We start from the raw sequence: 21469 nt of genomic DNA, 5'->3' as shown, positions 1-21469 counted from the left end.
CTGTTCAACGATGGCAATGCTTGAAACCAAGACCGAACCGATGGTTCTCAATATGGGGCCGCACCACCCGTCTATGCATGGAGTGATGCGCCTGATTGTGACCCTGGACGGCGAAAATGTGATCGACTGCGAACCCGTGATCGGCTATCTGCACCGAGGCATGGAGAAAATCGCCGAAAATCGCACCAACATTATGTACGTGCCCTACGTCAGCCGATGGGACTACGCAGCAGGCATGTTTAACGAAGCCATCACCGTCAACGCTCCCGAAAAGCTTGCGGGGATCGCCGTTCCCAAGCGTGCCAGCTACATCCGCGTGATCATGCTGGAACTCAACCGCATCGCCAATCACCTGCTCTGGCTTGGCCCCTTTATGGCAGACGTGGGCGCACAAACACCGTTCTTCTACATCTTCCGCGAACGCGAACTCATCTACGATCTGTGGGAAGCCGCTACAGGCTATCGCATGGTCAACAACAATTACTTCCGCATCGGGGGTGTGGCTGTCGATTTACCCTATGGCTGGGTGGACAAATGTCTGGACTTCTGCGACTACTTTATGCCCAAGGTGGATGAGTATGAGCGCCTGATTACAGACAACCCGATTTTCCGCAAACGAGTGGAGGGGGTTGGCACGATTAACCGTGAAGAAGCCATTAACTGGGGACTGTCTGGCCCCATGCTGAGAGCTTCTGGAGTCAAGTGGGACTTGCGAAAAGTCGATCACTACGAATGCTACGACGATTTTGATTGGGATGTGCACTGGGAAACGGCAGGAGACTGCTATGCCCGATACATTGTGCGAATTCGTGAAATGCGGGAGTCGGTGAAGATTATTCGTCAGGCGATCGCAGGTCTACCCGGCGGCCCCTTTGAGAACCTGGAAGCTAAGAGAATGGCTGAAGGCCCCAAGTCAGAATGGAATGGGTTTGATTATCAGTACATTGGCAAGAAGATTGCCCCCACTTTCAAAATTCCCAAGGGCGAACACTACGTTCGAGTGGAGAGTGGCAAAGGTGAACTAGGCATCTTCATCATGGGCGACGACAACGTATTCCCTTGGCGCTGGAAGATTCGGGCGGCTGACTTCAACAATGTGCAAATCTTGCCTCATTTGTTGAAAGGAATGAAGGTTGCGGACATTGTGACGATTTTGGGCAGCATCGACATCATCATGGGGTCGGTCGATCGCTGAGGATCGTGAATTAAACAACCTGTAATTCTCGCGGTTTCGCTTCGTTTGATTCGGCTTCTGCCCCCTAAATCCCCCAAATTTGGGGGACTTTGAACCGCGAAACTGCCTTAGATTCTAGAATTCCTTCTTTCTCAAAGTCCCCCAGAATGGGGGATTTAGGGGGCGAAGCGACCAGGCAATCATCGATCTTATTCAATTCACGATCGCTAAGACTCCTTTGTTCGTTCTCTTAACTTTTTGCTTGCATGTAGAGATGCGATTTTGTTCCGTCTCTACATTTTTTTTGGGATCACGGTGTTAGAGTGTCAAAGTTAAGGTGCATTGCAGGTTTGAGGGCTTTGTTGCGGTTTGCAACACAATCAATAAAGAAAAACAAATTTCACACGAACTGAGCCGTTTTACGATAGGATAAAGTCCGGTCAAGCTTGCTGGAGCAACTTTATTACCGCCAGCAGTCAGCCGCTTTGACGTGCAGAGGTTTGACCTAATCTATTTTCCTTTTGTGACTTTGCAAAAGATTTGAATGAGGCGGTATAACGTGGCGTTGGCTCATGAAAATGGTGCTTTCAGTTGCGTCCCTTTTGGTCTGTGTTGACGATATACAAAAACAGCCAGGAGGGTCGAGCAATTGACTGGCCCAATTTTTGATAGACGTTAGCGACGATAAGTTTTCTGATCGTACCTCTGACTGCACGATGGATTTTATTCGGAGTTCAACGATGCAGTTTCTGGTTTCCGCAACTTTTTAAGCCTCTCCAAAATTACAGCAGGCTGCGTCGTGAATAGTTCTACGCTGTTTCGATCGTCTGATCTCCGCCTCAAATCTTTGGCTCAGAAAGGAGTTGACATTTCCAGAATAAACCGCTATCTCTAGTAGTAGCACTAAAGCAAACCGCTACAGATAGTGCTCTACTCCTGAAAACCACTTCAATTGTCTCGGCTAAGGTTTGTCCTCATACACCCCATTTTCCCTTTTGTACTATGAACTACCAAGAGCAGTTAACTCCCTGGGTTGTCTATCAATTGCTGCCCGATTTGCAACGTCAGGCCGTAATTCGCTTTCGTCGTCGCAACGATGCAGATTGTTATGTGAAAGTTTTAAAGCAAACTCGTCCCAATGCAGAGTTTATGATTGCGTTTGAGACCTTGAATAAGGAAGCAGTCGCTTCAGCTTGAGTGAATTGCGGCAGCTAAAGAATTAGACGAGCAAAGCCTTGTTGTAGAGGTTCTAACTGCTGAAATTGTCTGATCTAAAGTGACAAGTTTTTAATGAGTTTGCAGGTTCAATCTGACTGACGATCGTACTCTCGACACTCAGCAGGTGAGCAAGCGTCCAATCATTTTTTTCTCACAGAAAACTAGCTTTAGTACAAGTAGTCTAGTTCATTAGAACTAATTACGCAATAGGCAAAGTCAAAATTAGCTTAGAGCCTCTACCGTTCAACTTCTCCTAACTTTGAGTGATTTCATGAATGATCGGAGTGTTGTTCTCCGCGATCGAGTGATTCAGCGAATTCTAGAAAGCGCTCATCAGAGACTCTCATTTGCTGAGTACATGGAACTCGTTTTGTACCATCCGCAGTCTGGTTACTACGCTGCAAATAATGCCAATATTGGGGCGCAGGGTGATTTTTTTACCTCGCCCCATTTAGCTAAAGACTTTGGGGAACTGCTAGCAAAACAATTTGCCGAAATGTGGCAGATTCTCGGACAGCCAAACCCTTTCACACTGGTTGAGATGGGCGCAGGGCAGGGCTTACTTACAGCCGATGTTCTAAATTATTTACAGCGTTGTCATTCCGATTGCTCTACGTGTCTCAATTATGTAATCATCGAAAAATCACCCGCATTAATCGCCGAACAAAAACAGCGATTGCAATCCTGGCAGTCTTTGGGTTTACAAATTGATTGGCGATCGCTGACAGAAATTCCTGCTGCCTCGATCACAGGCTGTTTTTTTTCTAATGAGCTAGTAGATGCCTTTCCGGTTCATCAAGTCACGATCGCAGATCGAAAACTACAAGAAATTTACGTTGGCGTTCGCGATGGAGAACTTGTTGAGATTATTGATGAACCTTCAACTTCCGAACTGATTGACTACTTTGATTGCATTGACGTTGACATTCTCTCTTATGAAGATGGCTACCGCACTGAAGTCAATTTGGCAGCGTTGGATTGGTTACGCACCGTCAGCGATCGCCTGCTTCGAGGGTATGTATTAACGATCGACTATGGGCACACCGCAGCAAGATATTACAATCCCAGGCGATCGCAGGGCACTTTGCAGTGCTACTACCAACACAGTCACCACAACGACCCCTACATTCACCTCGGAGAGCAAGACATCACCACTCACGTTGACTTCACCGCATTAGAGCGTCAGGGCGAACGCTGTGGGTTAGAGAATTTGGGATTTACACAACAAGGATTATTTTTGATGGCACTGGGCTTGGGCGATCGACTAGCCGAACTCAGTCAAACCGAAGCCAACACCGCTCAAGATCTGCAAACTGTCCTTCTACGCCGTGACGCAATCCATCAGTTGATGAACATGAATCCGATGGGATTGGGCACTTTCGGCGTTTTGATCCAGGGTAAAGGGCTAGAGGCAAGTGAGCGATCGTTACAAGGCTTAAAACAGTTCTAATCCAACGTGAATTCGATGAAATCTTTCGCTGCGGTTGTGAATCCAGGCAGCCCCCTAAATCCCCCACGAGTGAGGGACTTTGAACCCAAGATCTTGTCTAAAAGTCCCCCAATTTTGGGGGGTTGGGGGGCAGAAGCGCTGAAGAACGAAGCAAAAAAACCTCATCGAATTCACGTTAATCCAGAACAGTTTTGATTCAACGTGAGCTCGGCCCCTTGCAGTTAACTCGAAGAAGATCCAGTTCTTCGCTTCGATGTCAAGCTTTTGCCTCCCAATCTGCCAATTCTAGGGGACTTTAAGATAAGAGAATTTTTGAGGTAATCCAGAAAATAAGCCTGGCGATTCAGATCGCGTCTATCAAAACAAAATCATCTTCGTGGGTTAGAAGGCTTCCCCAGTCTACGAAGGTAGGCTCTGCTTGTAGAGGCGCGATCGACCGTCAGGCTTTATTTCTAAGAGGTCTAATTTCCGGCTGCGATCGGTTTGCGTGGCTCCAACACTTCTAACCGAACGGGGGCAATCCCGGTGCTGATCAACCCTAAAATACGGGCCGCACCCGCAGAAAGGTCAATGACTCGATCGCCAGCATAGGGGCCGCGATCGTTAATTCGCACAATCACCGATCGACCGTTGTCTAGATTGGTCACCTGGACTTGAGTGCCAAAGGGTAAAGAGCGGTGAGCCGCTGTCATCGCATTCTCGTTAAAGATTTCACCACTGGCGCTGGCATTTCCGTTAAAACCAGGGCCATACCACGAGGCCCAGCCGTTGACGCGAAACTTGACGGGCCCCAAAGAGATTTCTTGCACTCTGGGAGCGGGCTTATTTTGAACTTCTCTCAAGGGAGAGGCATTGCCAATAATGCGACGGAGACGGTTGGTGACCTGAAGGGCATCTTGCTCGGCATTGTGAGTCGTGTCAGGCAGGATGGTATTGGCGTTGACGGATACGATCGTCGTCTGGTTTGCTTTGATGACGTAACGATCGCCGTTCTTAGAGTCCTTCCAACTCACGGTGATTTGCTTTGCATCGACCCCATCTCGATAAAGCTGGTTGAGTTTGGCAGCGATCGCCGTAGCTCTCAAAACGGGATCGGACTGCGTATCAGAATTCTGGCGCGGCTCTGAAGTCGATTCGCTACTGGAACCAGACTTGACTTTGGCGGCTAGATCTCTTTGTGAAGCTCCCATTTTTACGCCGTTAGCGGCAGTTTGAGACCCCACAAAGGTCAACACTGGAATATTGCGAACGTAGAGGGTTGCGGCTTTTTTGCCTTGAACCTCGTGAGAATGGATTTTGGCGATACTGTCCTCTCTGGCTTGAGTTTGCGAGGTTTGTTGCTCACCCACTTTTACAACATCGCCCGTAGGAGAGGCTGAGTCGGGTGGGTTAGAAGCGCCCTGATGGTTTGCTTCGGAGCCTTGGCTTACTGCTTGAGTGGACTCGGCATTACAGCCGTGGGTCGCACCAAAGGTTGTTGTCATCAACAGGGTCGCAGTAAGGCCGCTAATTAGTTTTTGATTCATATCTCCATGTGTGAGGGTCACTTGCTATCGAGTTGAGAGTTCGATAAGCGGTTTGCGGAAGCGCAAGATGGCTCGTGTAACTCGTACTCGTTCCGTGTTCACTCCTGGTTACAGAACTGCAACAGACTAGCATGAAGTTTTTACCCAGGGGATCAGGGTGCTATCGGTATGGAAAAAAACTTTACATTATCTTCAAATTCGTTAATTACCCTCAAGTGATTGCTGTCAGAACGTTGTAGCCATTATTTACCAAAACTACACAATGGGAACTTCATGAAAACTTCACATTAATTTCATAGTGGTTGTGGGTTATGCTGAGGGCTTATGCCTACTTAGAAGTCAGGCGTGAGGAGGCAGGTGTGAGGAGAGGCAGGTTGCTTTCTCTTTGATCGTTTCACCCTCAGTAGAAATTGCGATCGCAGAGTTAGAATTCATGGATTATCGGGAAGCTGGGGTTGATGTTGAGGCGGGACGGGCGTTTGTCGATCGCATTGGCAGTCTGGTCAAGCGCACCTATCGTTCTGAAGTGCTGGGCGGGATTGGTGGCTTTAGTGGATTGTTTCAACTCCCGACTGGCTATCGTGAACCCGTCCTCGTGTCTGGAACGGATGGAGTCGGCACCAAGCTGAAACTGGCTCACACGCTCGATCGTCATGACACGGTGGGCATTGATTTAGTGGCGATGTGCGTCAACGATGTGCTGACTTGTGGAGCCGAGCCGCTCTTTTTTCTCGATTACTTAGCAACGGGACATCTGGAACCCGAACAACTGGCGCAAGTGGTCGAAGGCATCGCTCAGGGCTGTGAGCAGTCTGGCTGTGCGCTACTTGGAGGCGAAACGGCTGAGATGCCTGGTTTCTATCAAGCCAATGAGTATGATCTGGCTGGCTTCTGTGTGGGCATCGTGGAGAAAGGTCAAATTTTAGACGGCTCACGAGTGCAACTTGGCGACGTAGCGATCGCCCTTCCCAGTACCGGAGTTCACAGTAACGGGTTTTCGCTGGTGCGGAAGATTGTCGAGGATCGCGGGTTCAATTGGAGCGATCGACCTCACGATCTGAATGGCAGAACTTTGGGAGAAGCTTTACTGACTCCGACTCAGATTTATGTCAAGCCGATTTTGGCAGCGTTAAAGAGCGGCCTTCCGATTCGTAGCATGGCGCATATCACGGGAGGCGGTCTGCCCGAAAATTTGCCGCGCTGTTTGGCAAGCGATCAGGCTGTTGAAATTGATCTGTTTGGATGGGACGTTTTGCCGATTTTTCACTGGTTGGCAATGGCTGGAAAAGTCAAACCCAAAGAGATGTTTAATACCTTTAATATGGGAATAGGATTTGTGGTGATCGTGCCGCCCGATCGCGAGTCTGAAACGATTCAATTTTTCACCTCGCAAAATATCAAAGCTTCGACGATCGGCACCGTTATTCCCGGTACAAAAAACTTAGTCGGACTGCCTGAATAAATCTGTGACCAAAACTCGTAAACAATTTGGTCAGCATTGGCTGCGGAGCGAAAAAGCCCTGGCCAAAATCGTCAGTTCTGCGGAGTTGACTCAATCCGATCGTGTCCTGGAAATTGGCCCCGGTACAGGCATTTTGACGCGGCAATTATTAACGCAAGCGCAAGCAGTTGTCGCAGTAGAAATCGATCGCGACTTATGTCAACTTCTGTCTAAGAAATTGGGACAAATCAATCACTTTCTACTGCTACAAGGGGACTTTTTGGCGTTAGATGTAGACAATCTGCTCGAACCTTTTCCGGAGTTTCAACGACCCAACAAAGTCGTCGCTAATATTCCTTACAACATTACTGGCCCGATTCTGGAAAAATTGCTGGGAACGATCGCTCATCCCAATCCAGAGCGCCTGGACGCGATCGTGCTGCTGGTACAAAAAGAAGTGGCGCTGCGGCTGTGTGCCAATCCTGACTCGACGCATTTTGGTGCGTTGTCGGTGCGAGTCCAATATTTGGCAGACTGTGAATTTATTTGTGATGTGCCTGCCAAAGCTTTTCAGCCGCCGCCCAAAGTGGATTCTGCGGTGATCCGGCTGCGTCCTCGTGCGATCGCTCATCCTGCCCAGAGTCCTCGACATTTAGAAAATCTGATCAGAGCCGGATTTTTGAGCAAGCGCAAGATGTTGAAGAATAATTTGAAGAGTACGATCGACCCTGATCAGCTAACCGAAATTCTCGAATCATTAGACGTAAATCCCCAAGCCAGAGCCGAAGATCTGAGTGTCGAAAAGTGGGTGAAGTTGAGCGATTGCATTCTCAATCACGTCCCCCAAACTACGACCCCGGTGGATTAAAAATCTGCTCGGCAGTGAGCGTTAATTCTGGAAAAACGGCTGAGAGAATGCGGTCTTGATTGCGAAACTGCTGCACTTCATACTCACCGTCAACCCACTGATAAACCGAAATCGTCGGCTGCTTGGGAGAGCCGATATAGCGACGACCGCCCAATCCCAAATAGTCAATGATCCAATATTCAGGGATGCCCATTGACTCATACGCCTGAACCTTCCTCAAATAATCATCCTGCCAATTAGTGCTGACGACTTCCACAACTAGACGGGCAGATTCACCTCGCGTAATCGTAGATGACTTTTCCCAACGGGGATCAGATGCCAGGGCGCTACTGTTCAAAACAATCACATCCGGTTCATAGCCCGACTCTTCTTCGTCTGGTTTAACAATGCAATCTGTCGGCATAAAGTAAGGCAAGCTCAATCGACGAATTTCAACCACCAACTCAGCACTCGTAAACCCTCCGATTTGTGAATGTTTGCCTCTTGGCTTTGGCATTTCGACCACCAATCCTTCGTGTAATTCGTAGCGATACTCTGAGTTTTCGGGATACCACTCGATAAACTCATCAAAGGTCATGCGTTTGGGAGCAGCCTGTACCAAATTTTCTGCTTCAGCTTGAACCATTTCGTCCTCCTAACGTCTTTCAGCAATTTGTCTTCTAGAACTGATCGTAACCGCTAAGAAACATCACACTTCAGCTTCCGTTGCCTGCTTAACTTATGATCAGGGTTGCGAAAGGCGTTACTCTAAAGTGGCTCTAAATAGTATATGCGTTCTTATTCTCTGATTGCTCCCGCCAAAATTAATCTTTACTTGCAGATTGTGGGCGATCTCTTCGACGGCTTTCACGAACTGGTGATGGTGCTGCAAAGTATTGAACTGGCAGATTTGGTGACAGTGAGAGCGATCGGGACGGATCAAATCCAGCTTCACTGCGACAATCCAGAAGTGCCCCAAGATCAAACCAATCTGGCTTACAAAGCGGCCGCCCTGATGCAGCGAGAGTTTCCCGATTCCTTCTCAAAATATGGCGGCGTTGAGATCACCATTCAAAAGCGCATTCCGATGGGGGCAGGTCTGGCGGGCGGCTCGGCCAACGCGGCAGCGGTGATCGTCGGTCTCGATCTGATGTGGAGTTTGGGACTGACTCAATCAGAATTACAGGATTTGGGCGCAACGTTGGGGTCTGATATTCCCTTCTGCATTACGGGAGGAACGGCGCTGGCAACCGGACGAGGCGAAAAAATTGACCCGCTCCCAGACCTCAACCATATCTATGTTGTGTTAGCCAAGTATCGAAATCTGCCCGTCTCAACTCCGTGGGCTTATAAAACCTATCGTCAACGGTTTGGCGCAACTTATCCCAAAAGTTCGGGTGATCTCGAAGTGCGAAAACAAAACGCGGGAGGAATGCTGGCAGCGATCGCTCACCAAGACCAAACCCAAATCGCCAAACTGCTGCACAATGACCTCGAAAAAGTCGTCTTACCCGAATATCCGCAAGTACAGGCATTGCGCGATCGTTTTCAAAGCTTGAATGTTCTCGGTACGATGATGTCTGGCTCTGGTTCCACCGTCTTTGCCTTAGTCGAATCAGTTGAACAGGCAGAACAGGTTAAGGGTGAAATGCGATCTGCGATCGCAGATCCTGATTTAGACTTATGGGTGACAAAATTCTGTCCATCCGGTGTTCGCTTATCCAACCACTAGTTGTTCGAGAAACTCACAAGAAACCTAAATGTATGTCTGACCCAACTCCCTCACCCGAAGTCGTCGCGCCTCCCAGTCCTTTGCGTTGTTTTGGCGGATCGCTCGTTGCAGGCGGAATAGCTTTTGTGTTTTACAACATGACTAGCTCGATCGCCCTCTCCTTTGCCAGCAAGCCTATTCAATATCACACGGTGGCGACTGCGAATATTGCCGTTGCGGTGAGAACGCTGGTCGTAGGAATGAGCGCTCTGGGGACGGGAGTTTTTGGATTGGCGGCATTGGGATTGTTTGGCTTAGGCATTCAAACTTGGCTGGGACGATCGAAAAATTCGGTGAACGGTTAAGCAGAGTTTTGGCGATCGTTCAAAAGTTTTCCACAGTTTTAGGCGAGTTTTCCACAGGTTAAATCTGAAGGTTGAGATTTCTTGAGAAACCAGAGCCATCATCTTAATTTTTCAAAGTAGAAAAGCTGAAACGTTGATTCTCTCGTTGAGTTAGGTTGGAGTAGAAGAAAGTTAGCGTGCTTCGTGGGATTGACAAGTTGAACGATCGACACGCCATAATTTAACCTGTCAAAATCGGCTGAAAGTAGTACAAACGCAGCCTTCTGGCGACCCTTTGCGGGTAACTTGAAGCGATCGCGGCCTAAAATTCTTTTAACCTGATTTGGGTGACCAATCTTGTTAAAGCATTAAAGTTTTCCACAGCCTTTCTCTAATTTGTGCTGCACATTTTTCTGCTATTAAATACCTTGAATTTTAGATTGTTAAGCACCTCGAACATCATGCCCCTGAATGATTGAAAATGGAGATTGGTAGACGGTTTAAATTCTTTCCAAATTGCAAAGGAATTAATTCATGGCTTATCTCTGGTTCAAGGCGTTTCATATTGTTGGGATTGTTTGCTGGTTTGCTGGTTTGTTTTATCTGCCTCGCTTGTTTGTCTATCATGCAGAAGCCAACGAGCAACCCGAACCCGCCCGTAGCATTCTCAAAAACCAGTACCAAATTATGGAGAAGCGCCTCTATCGGATCATCATGACTCCGGCGCTGATCTTGACGATCGTCATGGCGATCGGGCTGGTCCATACCGAACCTGACGTTCTCAAACAACCGTGGCTTCACATTAAACTTGCGCTCGTGGCAGCACTGCTGGTTTACGATCACCTTTGTCTGAGAATCATGAAAAAGCTGGCAGCAGACACCTGTAACATGACAGGTCAACAGTTTCGCTGGTTTAACGAATTTCCCACCGTGCTGTTTGTGATCATTGTGATGTTGGCCATCTTCAAGAACGACGTGCCGACGGATGCCACAGCCTGGTTAATTTTTGGGATGACGATCGCAATGGCAGCCTTCATTCAGCTTTATGCACGCAAGCGTCGATTGGCTAAAGAAAAGTTAGCGGCCGAAGGCGCAATTTCAGAATCAGGTTCAGAAGTCGGCGCTTAACGCATCGACGAATTTTTCCATTACGGTTGTGACTTTCGCCCCCTAGATCCCCCAATCTGGGGGAATTTGACTATTTACCCAACAGTTTGACAATGCCGACTCCGCCAAAGTAGAGGACGAGAACGGCTCCACCTAACAAACTTTGAGTCAGCGGATCGGTGGAAGGCGTGATCACAGCGCCCAAAATTGCGGCACCTAGCAGAACGTACTTCCAGCCTGACAGCATTTTCTCAGAGGAGACGATGCCCAAAAATCCTAAAAGCGCCTGGACGACAGGAATCTGAAACGCCAGTCCAGTGCTGAACATTAATAAGAGAACAAACTCGAAATAGCGATCGATTGACCAAGCTTGTTCAACGACATCGGCACCGTAAGTAATAAAGAAGTTCAGCGCGGCGGGAATCAAAGCAACGTAAGCAAACGCCAGTCCGCCCACAAATAGAATGCTGGAACCAAAAACAACGGGAGCCAAAAATCGCTTTTCTTTTCGTGTCAAACCGGGCAAGACAAAGGCGACAACCTGATACAAAATGAACGGAGCCGACAAGACCAATCCGGTGTAACCTGCTACTTTAATCGAGACAAAAAAGTATTCTCCCGGTGCAAGCTGAAGAAACTTCACCCCCTGCGCGGGAACTTCAAGCAACTGCACGATCGGTTTGACAAACGCAAAACAGCCAATTACGAAAACAGCGATCGCAATCAGAGAATAAAAGATGCGCTGCCGCAGTTCTTCTAGATGATCAAAGAGCGACATTTCCACATCTTCGATCACGTCATCAGGGGCAATTGTCTCAGGCTCATCCGATGAATGGCTCAACTCATTAGAAGTGCCATCCGTGGGCGTGATGTCTAGCGGCGTTGCGGTTTCGAGTTCCGAAGGGGCAGTCATGGTCGGCTTCTGTCCACAGGTTTGTCCTTATTGTATCGAGGTCAGCGATCGGGGGGAACCGTTTTGAGGAATGAAGCGCAACCTCTTTGAGATCCAAGGGGTCAGTTTTCAAAAGCTGATCACAACCCTGATTACAACCCCAAGGAACGCGAGTTTATCAACCTGAGATTCTCTAAATGTGCTTGGTCAGTTGATTTTGGCTTCGTTTCAATGGGTTGCAGCCCCCTAAATCCCTCAAATTTGGGGGACTTTGAAGCTCAAACCCGTTTTGAATTCCAGAATTTTTTGATCTCAAAGTCCCTAGAATGGCAGGGGTTTCATTGTCCAAGGAGAAAAGCCGAAAGTACTGAAAGCTCGTTTGAGCTTCACCAGATATTGCTCAACTTGAGACAAGGTAATCAGCCTTTCACGATTCCTCTGCCGACAGTGAAACCACCCTGCCACACTCTTAAGATACAAGGGGCGTTCCCGAACTTATAACAGTAGTAAATAGTAAATCAATTGATCGAATTGATCGAATTCACGTTAGATTGACCGCGTTCACCTTGATTGATCCCTGTTATGAACCATTCCTGGAGCCACGCCAAAAATCTGCTCTGCATTCGGTTGGATACGATCGGCGATGTTTTGATGACGACTCCCGCTCTCAAAGCCCTTAAGGAATCGGTTCCCGGACGGCGGCTCACGTTGCTCACTTCCTCGGCTGGCGCGGCGATCGCTCCCTTTATTCCAGAACTAGACGAATGGATTGTGTACGATTCTCCCTGGCTCAAAGCGACCGCTCCACGCACGAGTAGTCAACCAGAATTTGAAATGATCGAACATCTGCGATCGCTCAAATTTGATGGCGCAGTAATTTTCACCGTGTACAGTCAGAACCCTTTGCCGTCGGCTTTCTTAAGCTACATGGCAGACATTCCCTTACGGCTGGCGCACTGTCACGAAAACCCCTACCAACTTCTGACCGACTGGATCAAAGACCCCGAACCCGATTCCGGCATTCGTCATGAAGTGCGTCGTCAGTTGGATCTTGTCTCCCAAATCGGTTGCCAAACGGTTGATGAACGTCTGTCATTAAGCATTGTAGAAAGTGATCGCACTACCGTTCTCAAAACGTTGCAAACATTAAATCTACAAATCGATCGCGCCTGGGTTGTCATTCATCCTGGTGCTACGGCCGCGTCTCGTCGCTATCCTCCCGAAGGGTTTGCCGCCGTTGCCGATCGACTCTCGCAACTGAGTTATCAAATTATTTTTACAGGTAGCGATTGGGAAGCCGAATTAATTGCGAATATTCAATCAATGATGCGTGCGCCGTCTCATTCTCTCACTCGCCTCACGTTGGGAGAACTGGCGGCTTTGATTGCGATCGCGCCGATTCTAGTTTCTAACAACACCGGCCCCGTTCACATTGCCGCTGCGGTGGGCACTCCAGTTGTTGACCTCTATGCTTTGACCAATCCGCAACATACGCCCTGGCAGGTTCCCCATCGGTTGCTGTTTCACGACGTGCCCTGCAAGTATTGCTACAAAAGCAGTTGTCCCGAAGGTCATCACGATTGTCTGCGTCAAGTCACCCCCGAAGCGATCGTCGAGGCCACCACTTCTCTACTCAACGAACAATTATTTCTGCCCCCTACTCCAAATCACTCGCCTGCGGTAAGATAGAGTCGGCCTGCTGGAGAGGTGGCAGAGTGGTCGATCGCGTCCGACTTGAAATCGGATGAACCGAAAGGTTCCGAGGGTTCAAATCCCTCCCTCTCCGTTGTTTTGTTTAGTTCAATTCCCCCATCAATTCTCTATCCATTAGGCAGAAGTCGGTAGAACGCAGACAGGGCTTAGGCATGAGTCGCCAGTTGCGCGCCTTCGAGCAAATCATGGAACTTTCCTAGTCCTCGCCAAAGCGTTTTCAATTACCCGTTGGGGATGCTCAAGCGATCGCTCACCTCATCCACTTGTCGATCAGAAAGGTCGGTTGAGGGATTGGATTCGAGTAGGGGAAGCCAGATGCGAAACGTGCTGCCTTTGTTGGGTGCAGACTGAAATGAAAGGGTGCCGCCGTGCAGTTCGGCGAGGCGTTTGGTGAGGGCGAGTCCTAGACCCGTGCCTTCGTGCTTGCGCGTCAGTGATGAGTCGATCTGCTGAAAAGGACGAAACAGCAGGTGCCAGCGATCTTGAGGAATACCAATGCCAGAATCCTGAACTTCGAGCCGCAAATAGGACGTATGGGGATTGACGGGGCTGTGATCGGGGCGAGTGTCTTGCGCTAACTGGTGCCCAAAGCCGAGTCCGATCGCCAGTTTCACCTGGCCGCCTTCGGGGGTAAATTTGACCGCGTTTGAGAGCAGATTGATCACCATTTGCCGGACTCGCCGTTCGTCTAAAAGCACGCTATCCATGCGGTGATCGGACTCGATAGACAGCTTCAGTCGCTTCATCTCTGCCCCTGGCTGCACCATTTTTAGGCATTGACGACAGAGTTCTTGGATTTGGATTGGCTGCAAATTGAGTTCGACTTTGCCCGCTTCGATTTTGGCGATGTCTAGCAGATCGTTGATGATTTTTAGCAGGTGTAGCGCAGCATCGTCCGCCTGTTGCAGAAATTCTAATTCTTCTTCACGATCGTCGCAGCACCCATCTCGAATCAGTCGCACACAGCCAATAATTGCATTCAGAGGCGTGCGTAACTCGTGGGACGTGGTGGCCAAAAATTCACTTTTTAGCTGATTGGCTGCTTGAGCTTCTTGCCAGGCCGATTCTAATTCTTCTGCCCGTTCTTCGAGGCGCTCGACCATGTTGTCTAAGGCTTCGGCCAGGTGGTTGAGTTCTCTAACTTTGAAGTTTTTTGGGGTGCGATCGACCGAGTAGCGCTGACGAATCCGCAGGGCATAGTCGCTGAGTTGTTCGATGGGCAAAGCCAACTCTCGCGAGAGATACAGCGTCGCCAACAAAATCGCCATCAGCAGTCCAGCCGTGAGAATTAAGAGAACCTGCTGAATGCCTTCTAGACTATAGAGCGCTTTGTCGAGAGGAGTCGCTGCCAAAACAACCCAGGTGCGCGTTTCTGAGCCGCTAATCGCAATTTTCACGGGACTATAGCCCGCCAGCCACTCGGCCCCATCTTTCTCAAACGAGAACAGGTGGAGTGAATCTTGATTGCCCGCGACCCCTTGCGGGTAACTCGAAGAGATCGCACCTCTGACCAGACTTTGAAGTCGATCCGCATCCGCCTCTTCTCGAATGTTGCGCCCCACGCGCTCGGCGATCGGGTGAGCCAAAATCTGCCCATCTTGCTCAATAACCACCGTGTGACCTGCCATCCGTCCGGGAGCAGGTTCCTGCTGATAAAGGGCTGTCTGCATCGTCAGCGCATACTGGAGTTGGACGGTTTCACCAGATTTTTCGGCATAAACCGGAGCGCTCAACAAAAGATTAAGCTGATTGTTGTCGATCGAGTTTTTTAACGGTTGTGTCAGCGCCAACTGAACCGACTGCGCCTCCGTTTGCGGATCAGTCCAGGCTGTAGAAGCTCGAAAAATGGGTTGACTTCCACAGGTGCTGGCTTCTATTTTTTGAGTTTGCAGATTGGTTAATTGAATGCAGTGAGTGGCGATCGCTGAAGTCTTCTGCAACTGTTCTAAAAAGCGCTGAATTTTGGTCGGAGAGCCGGACTGCAAAACAGAAGCCTGAGTCGCCGTGGTCAAATTGGCGCGAAGGGCGGCGATCGTCGTTGCCAGATTTCCTCCTTTGCGGGCGGCGTTTTCGGCCAGATTGTAGCGGGCTGTCTCTAGCAAGCCCGATCGCGCTTTACGATAAGCGACAATTTCACCCGTCAGCAGCACCGGAATGCTCAAAAGTAGAAGTCGCGACAGCAGGATGCGGCGAAAAGAAGATTGACGTGCCTTAGCCATAGAAGCTTTTAACCTGACCACGACCAAACAGTCACAACTTGAGAAGCGGTCTGCACACTGTTGGAGAACTAAGCGCTAATAAATTGCCGTTCACAGAGCAAGGCAGATCAAAAAGATTTAGAAACAAGATATTCCAGAATTGAGGAAAGGGTGCAGCGATCGAGCCAAATCTTAAGGAATCACCTGTTGAGATGAGTTTACAAAAAATTACGCTAGAAAGCCATCTCTGATTGGGATTTTAACGACTTACGCTTATAAGTTCACCTCTGCTTTGTAAAATCCGTGAAACGTGACCAAATTGTCTTTCTTGAGCAAATTAATGCCTGACCGTTCCTTAAAACCGCTGCCGCGCGATCGTGCTGGTTTGCCCCATGCCAGCGTCATTTTGGCCATGAGTGCCGACGGTAAAATTGCGGATGTCAGTCGCGCTCCGGCCCGATTTGGGTCAGCGATCGACAAAGTACACCTCGAACAGCAGATTGCCCAGGTCGATGCCGTTTTGTTTGGAGCCGGAACGCTCCGCGCCTATGGCACGACACTCAAGGTTTCCCAGCTTGACCTGTTGGCGCATCGTCAGCATCTAGGAAAGCCTCCGCAGCCTGTACAGATTGTGTGTTCGCGATCGGTCAATCTTGATCCCACCTGCCGATTTTTTTCTCAGCCAGTGCCCCATTGGTTGTTGACGACCGAGACCGGAAAAAGGCGTTGGGGTGAGCAAGCTGGATTTGAGCAAATACTGGCGATCTCTTCGAGTGACCCGCAAGGAGTCGGCGATTCTGAAATTGATTGGACAATTGCCTTCGCTCACTTGTTTGATCTGGGATTACAGCGTCTCGCCATTTTGGGCGGTGGAGATCTCGTCGGGGCCCTATTTGCCGCCAACCTGATCAACGAACTTCACCTGACCGTCTGCCCCCTAATCTTGGGAGGCACCCAATCCCCAACCCCCGTCGCCGGAGCCGGATTTTTGGCCGCGATCGCCCCCCAATTAGAACTGCTGAACGTTCGATCGAGCGACCAGGAAGTTTTTCTTCACTACAAAGTTAAGATTGAAGCTGACGGTTAAAACCGCGCCTATAAGAACGAAGTCTGCCTTCGCGGACTGTGAGCGTGTTTTAGCTCACCAAGGGAGGTTTTGGGATAGCTGCGTCGCCGAAGGCCGGTGCGAAACTAACTGCATTCGCCAGATTTCTTAAATTCAGACTCTAGCGTTGCTGATTGGAGGGATGAATCCGTGGGAAGTGTCCATCTTTTCGCCCCCTAAATCCCCCAAAATGGGGGACTTTGAACCTTGGGGTTCCCGCCGCTTTGGGGCAATTCATCCCCTGAGCAACGCCCAGACTCCCTTCTCCCTCATCCCTTCTCCTCACTCCTCGCTCCTTACTCCTCTCCTTCTTCTAAAGATTCGTTTACATTAGAGTCTGTGATGTGTCCAACTCTGGCTATGGTCGAACAACTCAAGCCTCGATTTTCGGTTGCCTGGATTAACAAAATTGGTGAAATTCCCCAAGCAGAGTGGGACGCGCTGGCCATGCCGCTCAAAACGCCGTTTCTCGAATGGACATGGCTACACAATATGGAGACTTCGGGAAGCACAACGGCTCGATCGGGTTGGTTGCCCAATCATTTGACGGTGTGGCGCGATCGCTCCCTCATTGCTGCGGCTCCGCTCTACATTAAGGGTCACAGCTACGGTGAGTTTGTGTTTGATCACCAGTGGGCGGATGTTGCGGCTCGCTTGGGCATTGAATACTATCCAAAGCTGTTAGGAATGTCTCCCTTCACACCTGCCGAAGGCTACCGCTTTTTGATCGCCCCTGGAGAAGATGAAGATGAACTGACGGGGATCATGGTGAATGCGATCGATCACTTCTGCAATCACAATCAAATTTCTGGCTGCAACTTTTTGTATGTTGACCCCGAATGGCGACTGGTGATGGAGCGACACGGTTTCAGCAGTTGGCTACACCACGGTTACATCTGGCAAAATCAAGGCTTTCAAACCTTTGATGACTACTTAAAAGCTTTTAATGCCAATCAGCGTCGCAACATCAAGCGAGAACGCAAAGCCGTCGGTACAGCGGGACTTTATCTCAAAGCGTTGAGAGGCGAAGAAATTCCGCGATCGCTCTTTCCGCTGATGTACAACTTCTACAGTGATACCTGTGACAAATTTGGCTGGTGGGGCAGTAAATATCTGACCAAAAAATTCTTTGAACAGCTACATTCCAGCTACTCTGAGCGGGTTGTTTTCTTTGCGGCTTATAGCGAAATGGATGATTTGCATCCCGTGGGCATGTCGTTTTGTTTGACGAAGGGTGATCGGCTGTATGGTCGCTATTGGGGGTCACTTCAAGAAATTGATTGTTTGCATTTTGATGCCTGTTATTATGCGCCGATCGAGTGGGCGATTCAGAATGACATTCAACTATTTGACCCTGGGGCGGGCGGACGACACAAAAAGCGGCGAGGCTTTCCGGCATCTGCTAACTATTCACTGCATCGGTTTTATAACAGTCGATTGTCACAGATCTTGCGATCGCATATTCATCAAGTCAACAATTTAGAGCAGCAAGAAATTGACGCGATCAATCAAGATTTGCCATTCAAACAAGAAACCATTCAGTTTGAGGTTTAAGCCTCGTAAAATGTAAGGAAGAACACCAGAATTACGGTTTCAATCGGTCAATGATAAACTCAGCAACTGCCGACACCACGGCTTTAGACGACAAGCTTTCTCAACGGTTTATCCAACTCGACGAAAACGGATACTTTATTATTTACGTCGATCGAGAGGCTCAATTAATCTGCGCCAAACACTACACCAATTTCATTAACAACAAAGGGTTGGCTTGCGATCCTGAAACGGGGGAACCGCTTCCTTGTACTGGAAAAGTTGAGCGTCAAGCCACCACCATTTTTAAGGGCAGAACGGCTAAAGAACTCTGTATTGAACTCTTTGAAAAGCCTGACTGTCTGGTGACTCGACTCGATCATGCGGCTTATTTGGGTCGAGAATTTGTCCGAGCCGAGATTGCAATGCTCAACGGACAGGACTATGTTCAAGATTAGACAGCCATAAGTTCGATGAAGTTTCTTCACTGCGGTGTTGAGCACTCTTGCAGCGCGTCCGCCCTTTGCGTCTAACGGGTGATGGCGTAGCGTTGCTGCTCGTAGGCTTTCCCCCGATCGCCTCACCGCCACGCCCTGCGTCCCTGTCCAGACGGCTCGGCTCTCTTTGGGTAAAGTCTAGAGATCCCTCTTCAAAAGGAGGACGTTGATCAGAAAGTTGCACGTTGCCTAATACTGCAATTAATTCTGCAATATTACGGAAGTTCGCAGACAGGACAGGAAGAATTAGTTACAACGGGAGTGTAATTAACTATCTGTGACCTATGGAAACTTTCACTGGGGCCATCATCGCAAAACTGGCTTTCGATGAGTTTGTCAAATCTGGGGCGGGAGAGATCGCAAAGAAAGCGGTCGGAGGGGCGATCGAGCAATTGCGATCGACGATTAAAAACCGATTTAAGGGAAATAAGAAGGCGGAAGCTGCGATCGTCAAGATTGAAGAGGAGCGATCGCCCGAAGCCTTAAACAAACTTTCGGTCTATTTGGACGATGAGATGGAAGACGTTGCTTTTGCTCAAATGCTGCAACAACTCGCCGAGCAGATTACCAATGTGCAAAACACGGCGGAGCGACAGTACATTAATCAAGGACGCGATCAGATCAACATCGAGAGTATTACTGGCGATCCTAAGATTGGTGGTTCGTAGATGACGCGGCGCTATAAAAACGAAGGACGCGATCAGATCAACGTTGAGAATGCACGAGATATCTACGTTGGAGGAGATCGATCGAGAAAGCGTCCCGATCGCGAAACGACCTGGCTGAAAGCATTTGAGAAAGAGATTGAGGGACGGTTAGCGACTTCGCTGCACAACCAGATTTTGATCAATTTAGGTAAGCAGACGCAACCAGAACAGGTGCATCGGCTTTGGGATATGGAGGTCAAAAGCGGACAGACGACCGAGACGATTTCGCCGGAGACAGAGATTTTAGCGGTCTTCGATCGCGCCGAAATTGCAGGCAAGCTGTTGATCTTGGGAAAACCGGGAGCAGGAAAAACGACAACTTTACTGGAGCTTGCCAGAGCGTTAGTGAGAAAGGCGTTAGACGATCCGAGCGAACCAATGCCGTTTTTGCTCAACTTGTCGTCTTGGAAAGATCCGAAGCTGAGTATCAAAGATTGGGCGATCGCCGAACTCACCACAAAAGGCATCGGCTCAAAGCTTGGGGCAAAGTGGATTGCTGAACAAAAAGTCTTGCCGCTGTTGGATGGGCTGGATGAAGTGCGATCGGATCTTCAGACTGCGTGTGTGACGGCGATCAATCAGTTTCTGGGCGGTGAGGAGCAACCGAGGTCGATCGTCGTGTGCAGTCGGGGTGAGGAGTATGAACTCTATCCCGAAAGGCTGAATCTCAACGGCGCGATTTATCTGCAAGAACTGAGTGATCCGCAGATTGAAAGTTACTTGGAGAGAGTTGATCGATCGGCGCTGTGGGACGTGTTGAGTCGGGATGCTGAACTGCTGGATCTGGTGCGTCAGCCGTTGCTGTTGAGTATTACGCTGGTGGCTTATCGAAAAGAGCTTGCAGCACAATGGCAGGCACTACTGTCTACTCAAGAACGGCTGACTTTTTTGCTGGCTGCCTATGTTGAAAAGATGCTGCATCGAGAGGTCAAATCCAGGTTTTATGAGGGAAAAGAACCGACTACACAGCAAACTCGTCAATGGCTGGTCAGGTTGGCGCAGCAGCTAAAGCACGATGATGAGACAGAGCTTTTGATTGAGAAAATGCAGCCAACCTGGTTGAGAACCTCTCGCCGGAAGTGGGCGTATCGGCTGATTGCTGGGCTGATTGTTGGGCTGATGTTGTGGCTGATTTCTGAGTTGATTTTGGTGCTGATTGTTGGGCTGATTTTGGTGCTGATTGTTGGGCTGATTGTTGAGCTGATTTTTCATTTGATTGGTATGCCGTTTGGTGGGATAAATTTGGCGCTGATTGTTGGGCTGATTGATGAGCTGGATAGAATTGAACTGATCGAAGAAATCAGAATTTCGATGTCAAGCGTTGCTCGGAAAGAATTCTACATGCAGTCGGTTTCGGGGTTGATAGTGGGGTATTTTTTTGGGTTGGTTGGTTGACGGATTGGTGAATCGATTGGTGAACCGATTGGTAGGCAGATTGGTAAGCAGATTGTTAATCTGACTAGTGAACAGATTGGTAGGTGGTTTTTTGAGCCGAGTGATAGGTTTTTTCTTGAGCCGAGTGAGTCGATTGGCGGGAAAATTTTGGGGCTGGTTATTGGGCTGATTATTGGACCGATTGGTGGGCTGATTGGTGCATCAAAAAGTGAAATCGCAACTCGCACCCGTCCCAATCAAGGAATGTTTAGTTGTGCTAAGAATGTCATCCTCATCACGGGTGTTTCTCTTGTCCTTGCCTTGCTCATTCAAGGCTTCTTGTCTCACTTCATCAGCCAAGTCCTGAGTAAAGCCGAAACAGCAAGAGTTCTTGCGAGTTCTCTTGCGTGCCTGATTTGGTTTAGCTTCCAAGCAGGCGGCGGGCAAGCTTGCATTCAGCACTTCTCGCTCCGCCTTATCCTCTTCCGCACCCGCGCCATCCCCTGGAACTACGCCCGCTTCCTCAACTACGCCACAGAGCGAATGTTTCTCCAGCGCATCGGCGGTCGCTACCGCTTCATGCACAAACTTCTACAAGACCACTTAGCCAACATGGAGTTGTAGAATGAACACTA

General features: G+C 49.1%; 19 protein-coding genes and 1 tRNA gene. 16 read left to right on the top strand and 4 right to left on the bottom strand.

Annotated elements, in window-relative coordinates; translation table 11 throughout:
• Positions 1-10 precede the first annotated feature (10 nt).
• The 3 genes from ACKFKH_RS00720 to ACKFKH_RS00710 all read left to right on the top strand — a co-directional run bounded on the left by ACKFKH_RS00720 (position 11) and on the right by ACKFKH_RS00710 (position 3842).
• Positions 11-1195, top strand: a complete 1185-nt coding sequence (locus ACKFKH_RS00720; RefSeq protein ID WP_446856297.1) for an NAD(P)H-quinone oxidoreductase subunit H — start codon at positions 11-13, stop codon at positions 1193-1195.
• A gap of 981 nt (positions 1196-2176) precedes the next feature.
• Positions 2177-2371: a hypothetical protein gene (locus ACKFKH_RS00715; protein WP_446856296.1), complete on the top strand. Its 195-nt coding sequence runs from the start codon at positions 2177-2179 to the stop codon at positions 2369-2371.
• A gap of 292 nt (positions 2372-2663) precedes the next feature.
• Entirely contained in the window at positions 2664-3842 is a 1179-nt protein-coding gene (locus tag ACKFKH_RS00710) for a class I SAM-dependent methyltransferase (RefSeq protein WP_446856295.1), read from the top strand.
• A gap of 461 nt (positions 3843-4303) precedes the next feature.
• Here the strand turns inward: ACKFKH_RS00710 and ACKFKH_RS00705 are convergent, their stop codons facing one another.
• Positions 4304-5368, bottom strand: coding sequence for a septal ring lytic transglycosylase RlpA family protein (locus tag ACKFKH_RS00705; protein WP_446856294.1), 1065 nt, complete (start codon positions 5366-5368; stop codon positions 4304-4306).
• A 385-nt stretch (positions 5369-5753) separates the two neighbouring features.
• On the opposite strand from ACKFKH_RS00705, the gene purM reads away from it, so the two are divergent.
• A complete protein-coding gene (gene purM, locus ACKFKH_RS00700; protein WP_446856293.1) occupies positions 5754-6830 on the top strand; it encodes a phosphoribosylformylglycinamidine cyclo-ligase in 1077 nt (358 codons plus the stop codon).
• 4 nt (positions 6831-6834) lie between these two features.
• Positions 6835-7677 (top strand): 16S rRNA (adenine(1518)-N(6)/adenine(1519)-N(6))-dimethyltransferase RsmA, encoded by an 843-nt coding sequence (gene rsmA, locus ACKFKH_RS00695; protein WP_446856292.1) that lies wholly within the window; start codon positions 6835-6837, stop codon positions 7675-7677.
• On the opposite strand, the gene ACKFKH_RS00690 is transcribed toward rsmA, so the two are convergent.
• A complete protein-coding gene (locus ACKFKH_RS00690; RefSeq protein WP_446856291.1) occupies positions 7658-8302 on the bottom strand; it encodes a Uma2 family endonuclease in 645 nt (214 codons plus the stop codon). The two genes, rsmA and ACKFKH_RS00690, sit on opposite strands and share 20 nt — an antisense overlap.
• 144 nt (positions 8303-8446) lie before the next feature.
• On the opposite strand from ACKFKH_RS00690, the gene ispE reads away from it, so the two are divergent.
• The 3 genes from ispE (at position 8447) to hemJ (ending at position 10839) form a co-directional block, all read left to right on the top strand.
• Positions 8447-9388, top strand: coding sequence for a 4-(cytidine 5'-diphospho)-2-C-methyl-D-erythritol kinase (gene ispE, locus ACKFKH_RS00685; RefSeq protein ID WP_446856290.1), 942 nt, complete (start codon positions 8447-8449; stop codon positions 9386-9388).
• 32 nt (positions 9389-9420) lie between these two features.
• Complete coding sequence (locus ACKFKH_RS00680; protein ID WP_446856289.1) at positions 9421-9732, top strand: DUF3082 domain-containing protein; 312 nt, start codon at positions 9421-9423, stop codon at positions 9730-9732.
• Between the two features lie 513 nt (positions 9733-10245).
• Complete coding sequence (gene hemJ / locus ACKFKH_RS00675) at positions 10246-10839, top strand: protoporphyrinogen oxidase HemJ (RefSeq protein WP_446856288.1); 594 nt, start codon at positions 10246-10248, stop codon at positions 10837-10839.
• Between the two features lie 70 nt (positions 10840-10909).
• Here hemJ and tatC read toward each other — a convergent pair whose 3' ends face one another.
• Entirely contained in the window at positions 10910-11731 is an 822-nt protein-coding gene (tatC, locus tag ACKFKH_RS00670; RefSeq protein WP_446856287.1) for a twin-arginine translocase subunit TatC, read from the bottom strand.
• 561 nt (positions 11732-12292) lie between these two features.
• On the opposite strand from tatC, the gene waaF reads away from it, so the two are divergent.
• Both waaF and ACKFKH_RS00660 read left to right on the top strand, forming a co-directional pair.
• Positions 12293-13399, top strand: coding sequence for a lipopolysaccharide heptosyltransferase II (waaF, locus tag ACKFKH_RS00665; protein WP_446856286.1), 1107 nt, complete (start codon positions 12293-12295; stop codon positions 13397-13399).
• A 12-nt stretch (positions 13400-13411) separates the two neighbouring features.
• Positions 13412-13496 (top strand) — tRNA-Ser (locus tag ACKFKH_RS00660).
• A 148-nt stretch (positions 13497-13644) separates the two neighbouring features.
• On the opposite strand, the gene ACKFKH_RS00655 is transcribed toward ACKFKH_RS00660, so the two are convergent.
• Positions 13645-15642: a sensor histidine kinase gene (locus tag ACKFKH_RS00655; RefSeq protein ID WP_446856285.1), complete on the bottom strand. Its 1998-nt coding sequence runs from the start codon at positions 15640-15642 to the stop codon at positions 13645-13647.
• 319 nt (positions 15643-15961) lie between these two features.
• Here ACKFKH_RS00655 and ACKFKH_RS00650 point away from each other — a divergent pair, with 319 nt between their 5' ends.
• The 6 genes from ACKFKH_RS00650 (at position 15962) to ACKFKH_RS00625 (ending at position 21458) form a co-directional block, all read left to right on the top strand.
• Positions 15962-16708 carry a RibD family protein gene (locus ACKFKH_RS00650; RefSeq protein WP_446856284.1) on the top strand — a complete coding sequence of 249 codons (747 nt, stop codon included), beginning with the start codon at positions 15962-15964 and terminating at the stop codon, positions 16706-16708.
• A 360-nt stretch (positions 16709-17068) separates the two neighbouring features.
• Complete coding sequence (locus ACKFKH_RS00645) at positions 17069-18280, top strand: GNAT family N-acetyltransferase (protein ID WP_446856283.1); 1212 nt, start codon at positions 17069-17071, stop codon at positions 18278-18280.
• Between the two features lie 50 nt (positions 18281-18330).
• Positions 18331-18714 (top strand): DUF4346 domain-containing protein, encoded by a 384-nt coding sequence (locus tag ACKFKH_RS00640; RefSeq protein ID WP_446856282.1) that lies wholly within the window; start codon positions 18331-18333, stop codon positions 18712-18714.
• A gap of 323 nt (positions 18715-19037) precedes the next feature.
• Positions 19038-19421, top strand: coding sequence for a hypothetical protein (locus ACKFKH_RS00635; RefSeq protein WP_446856281.1), 384 nt, complete (start codon positions 19038-19040; stop codon positions 19419-19421).
• Positions 19422-20855: an NACHT domain-containing protein gene (locus tag ACKFKH_RS00630; protein ID WP_446856280.1), complete on the top strand. Its 1434-nt coding sequence runs from the start codon at positions 19422-19424 to the stop codon at positions 20853-20855.
• Positions 20856-21002: 147 nt separating this feature from the next.
• A complete protein-coding gene (locus ACKFKH_RS00625; RefSeq protein WP_446856279.1) occupies positions 21003-21458 on the top strand; it encodes a hypothetical protein in 456 nt (151 codons plus the stop codon).
• Positions 21459-21469: the final 11 nt, after the last annotated feature.

It is taken from the genome of Phormidesmis sp. 146-20, assembly GCF_052939475.1.
This window is presented reverse-complemented; position numbering and strand designations above follow the sequence as displayed.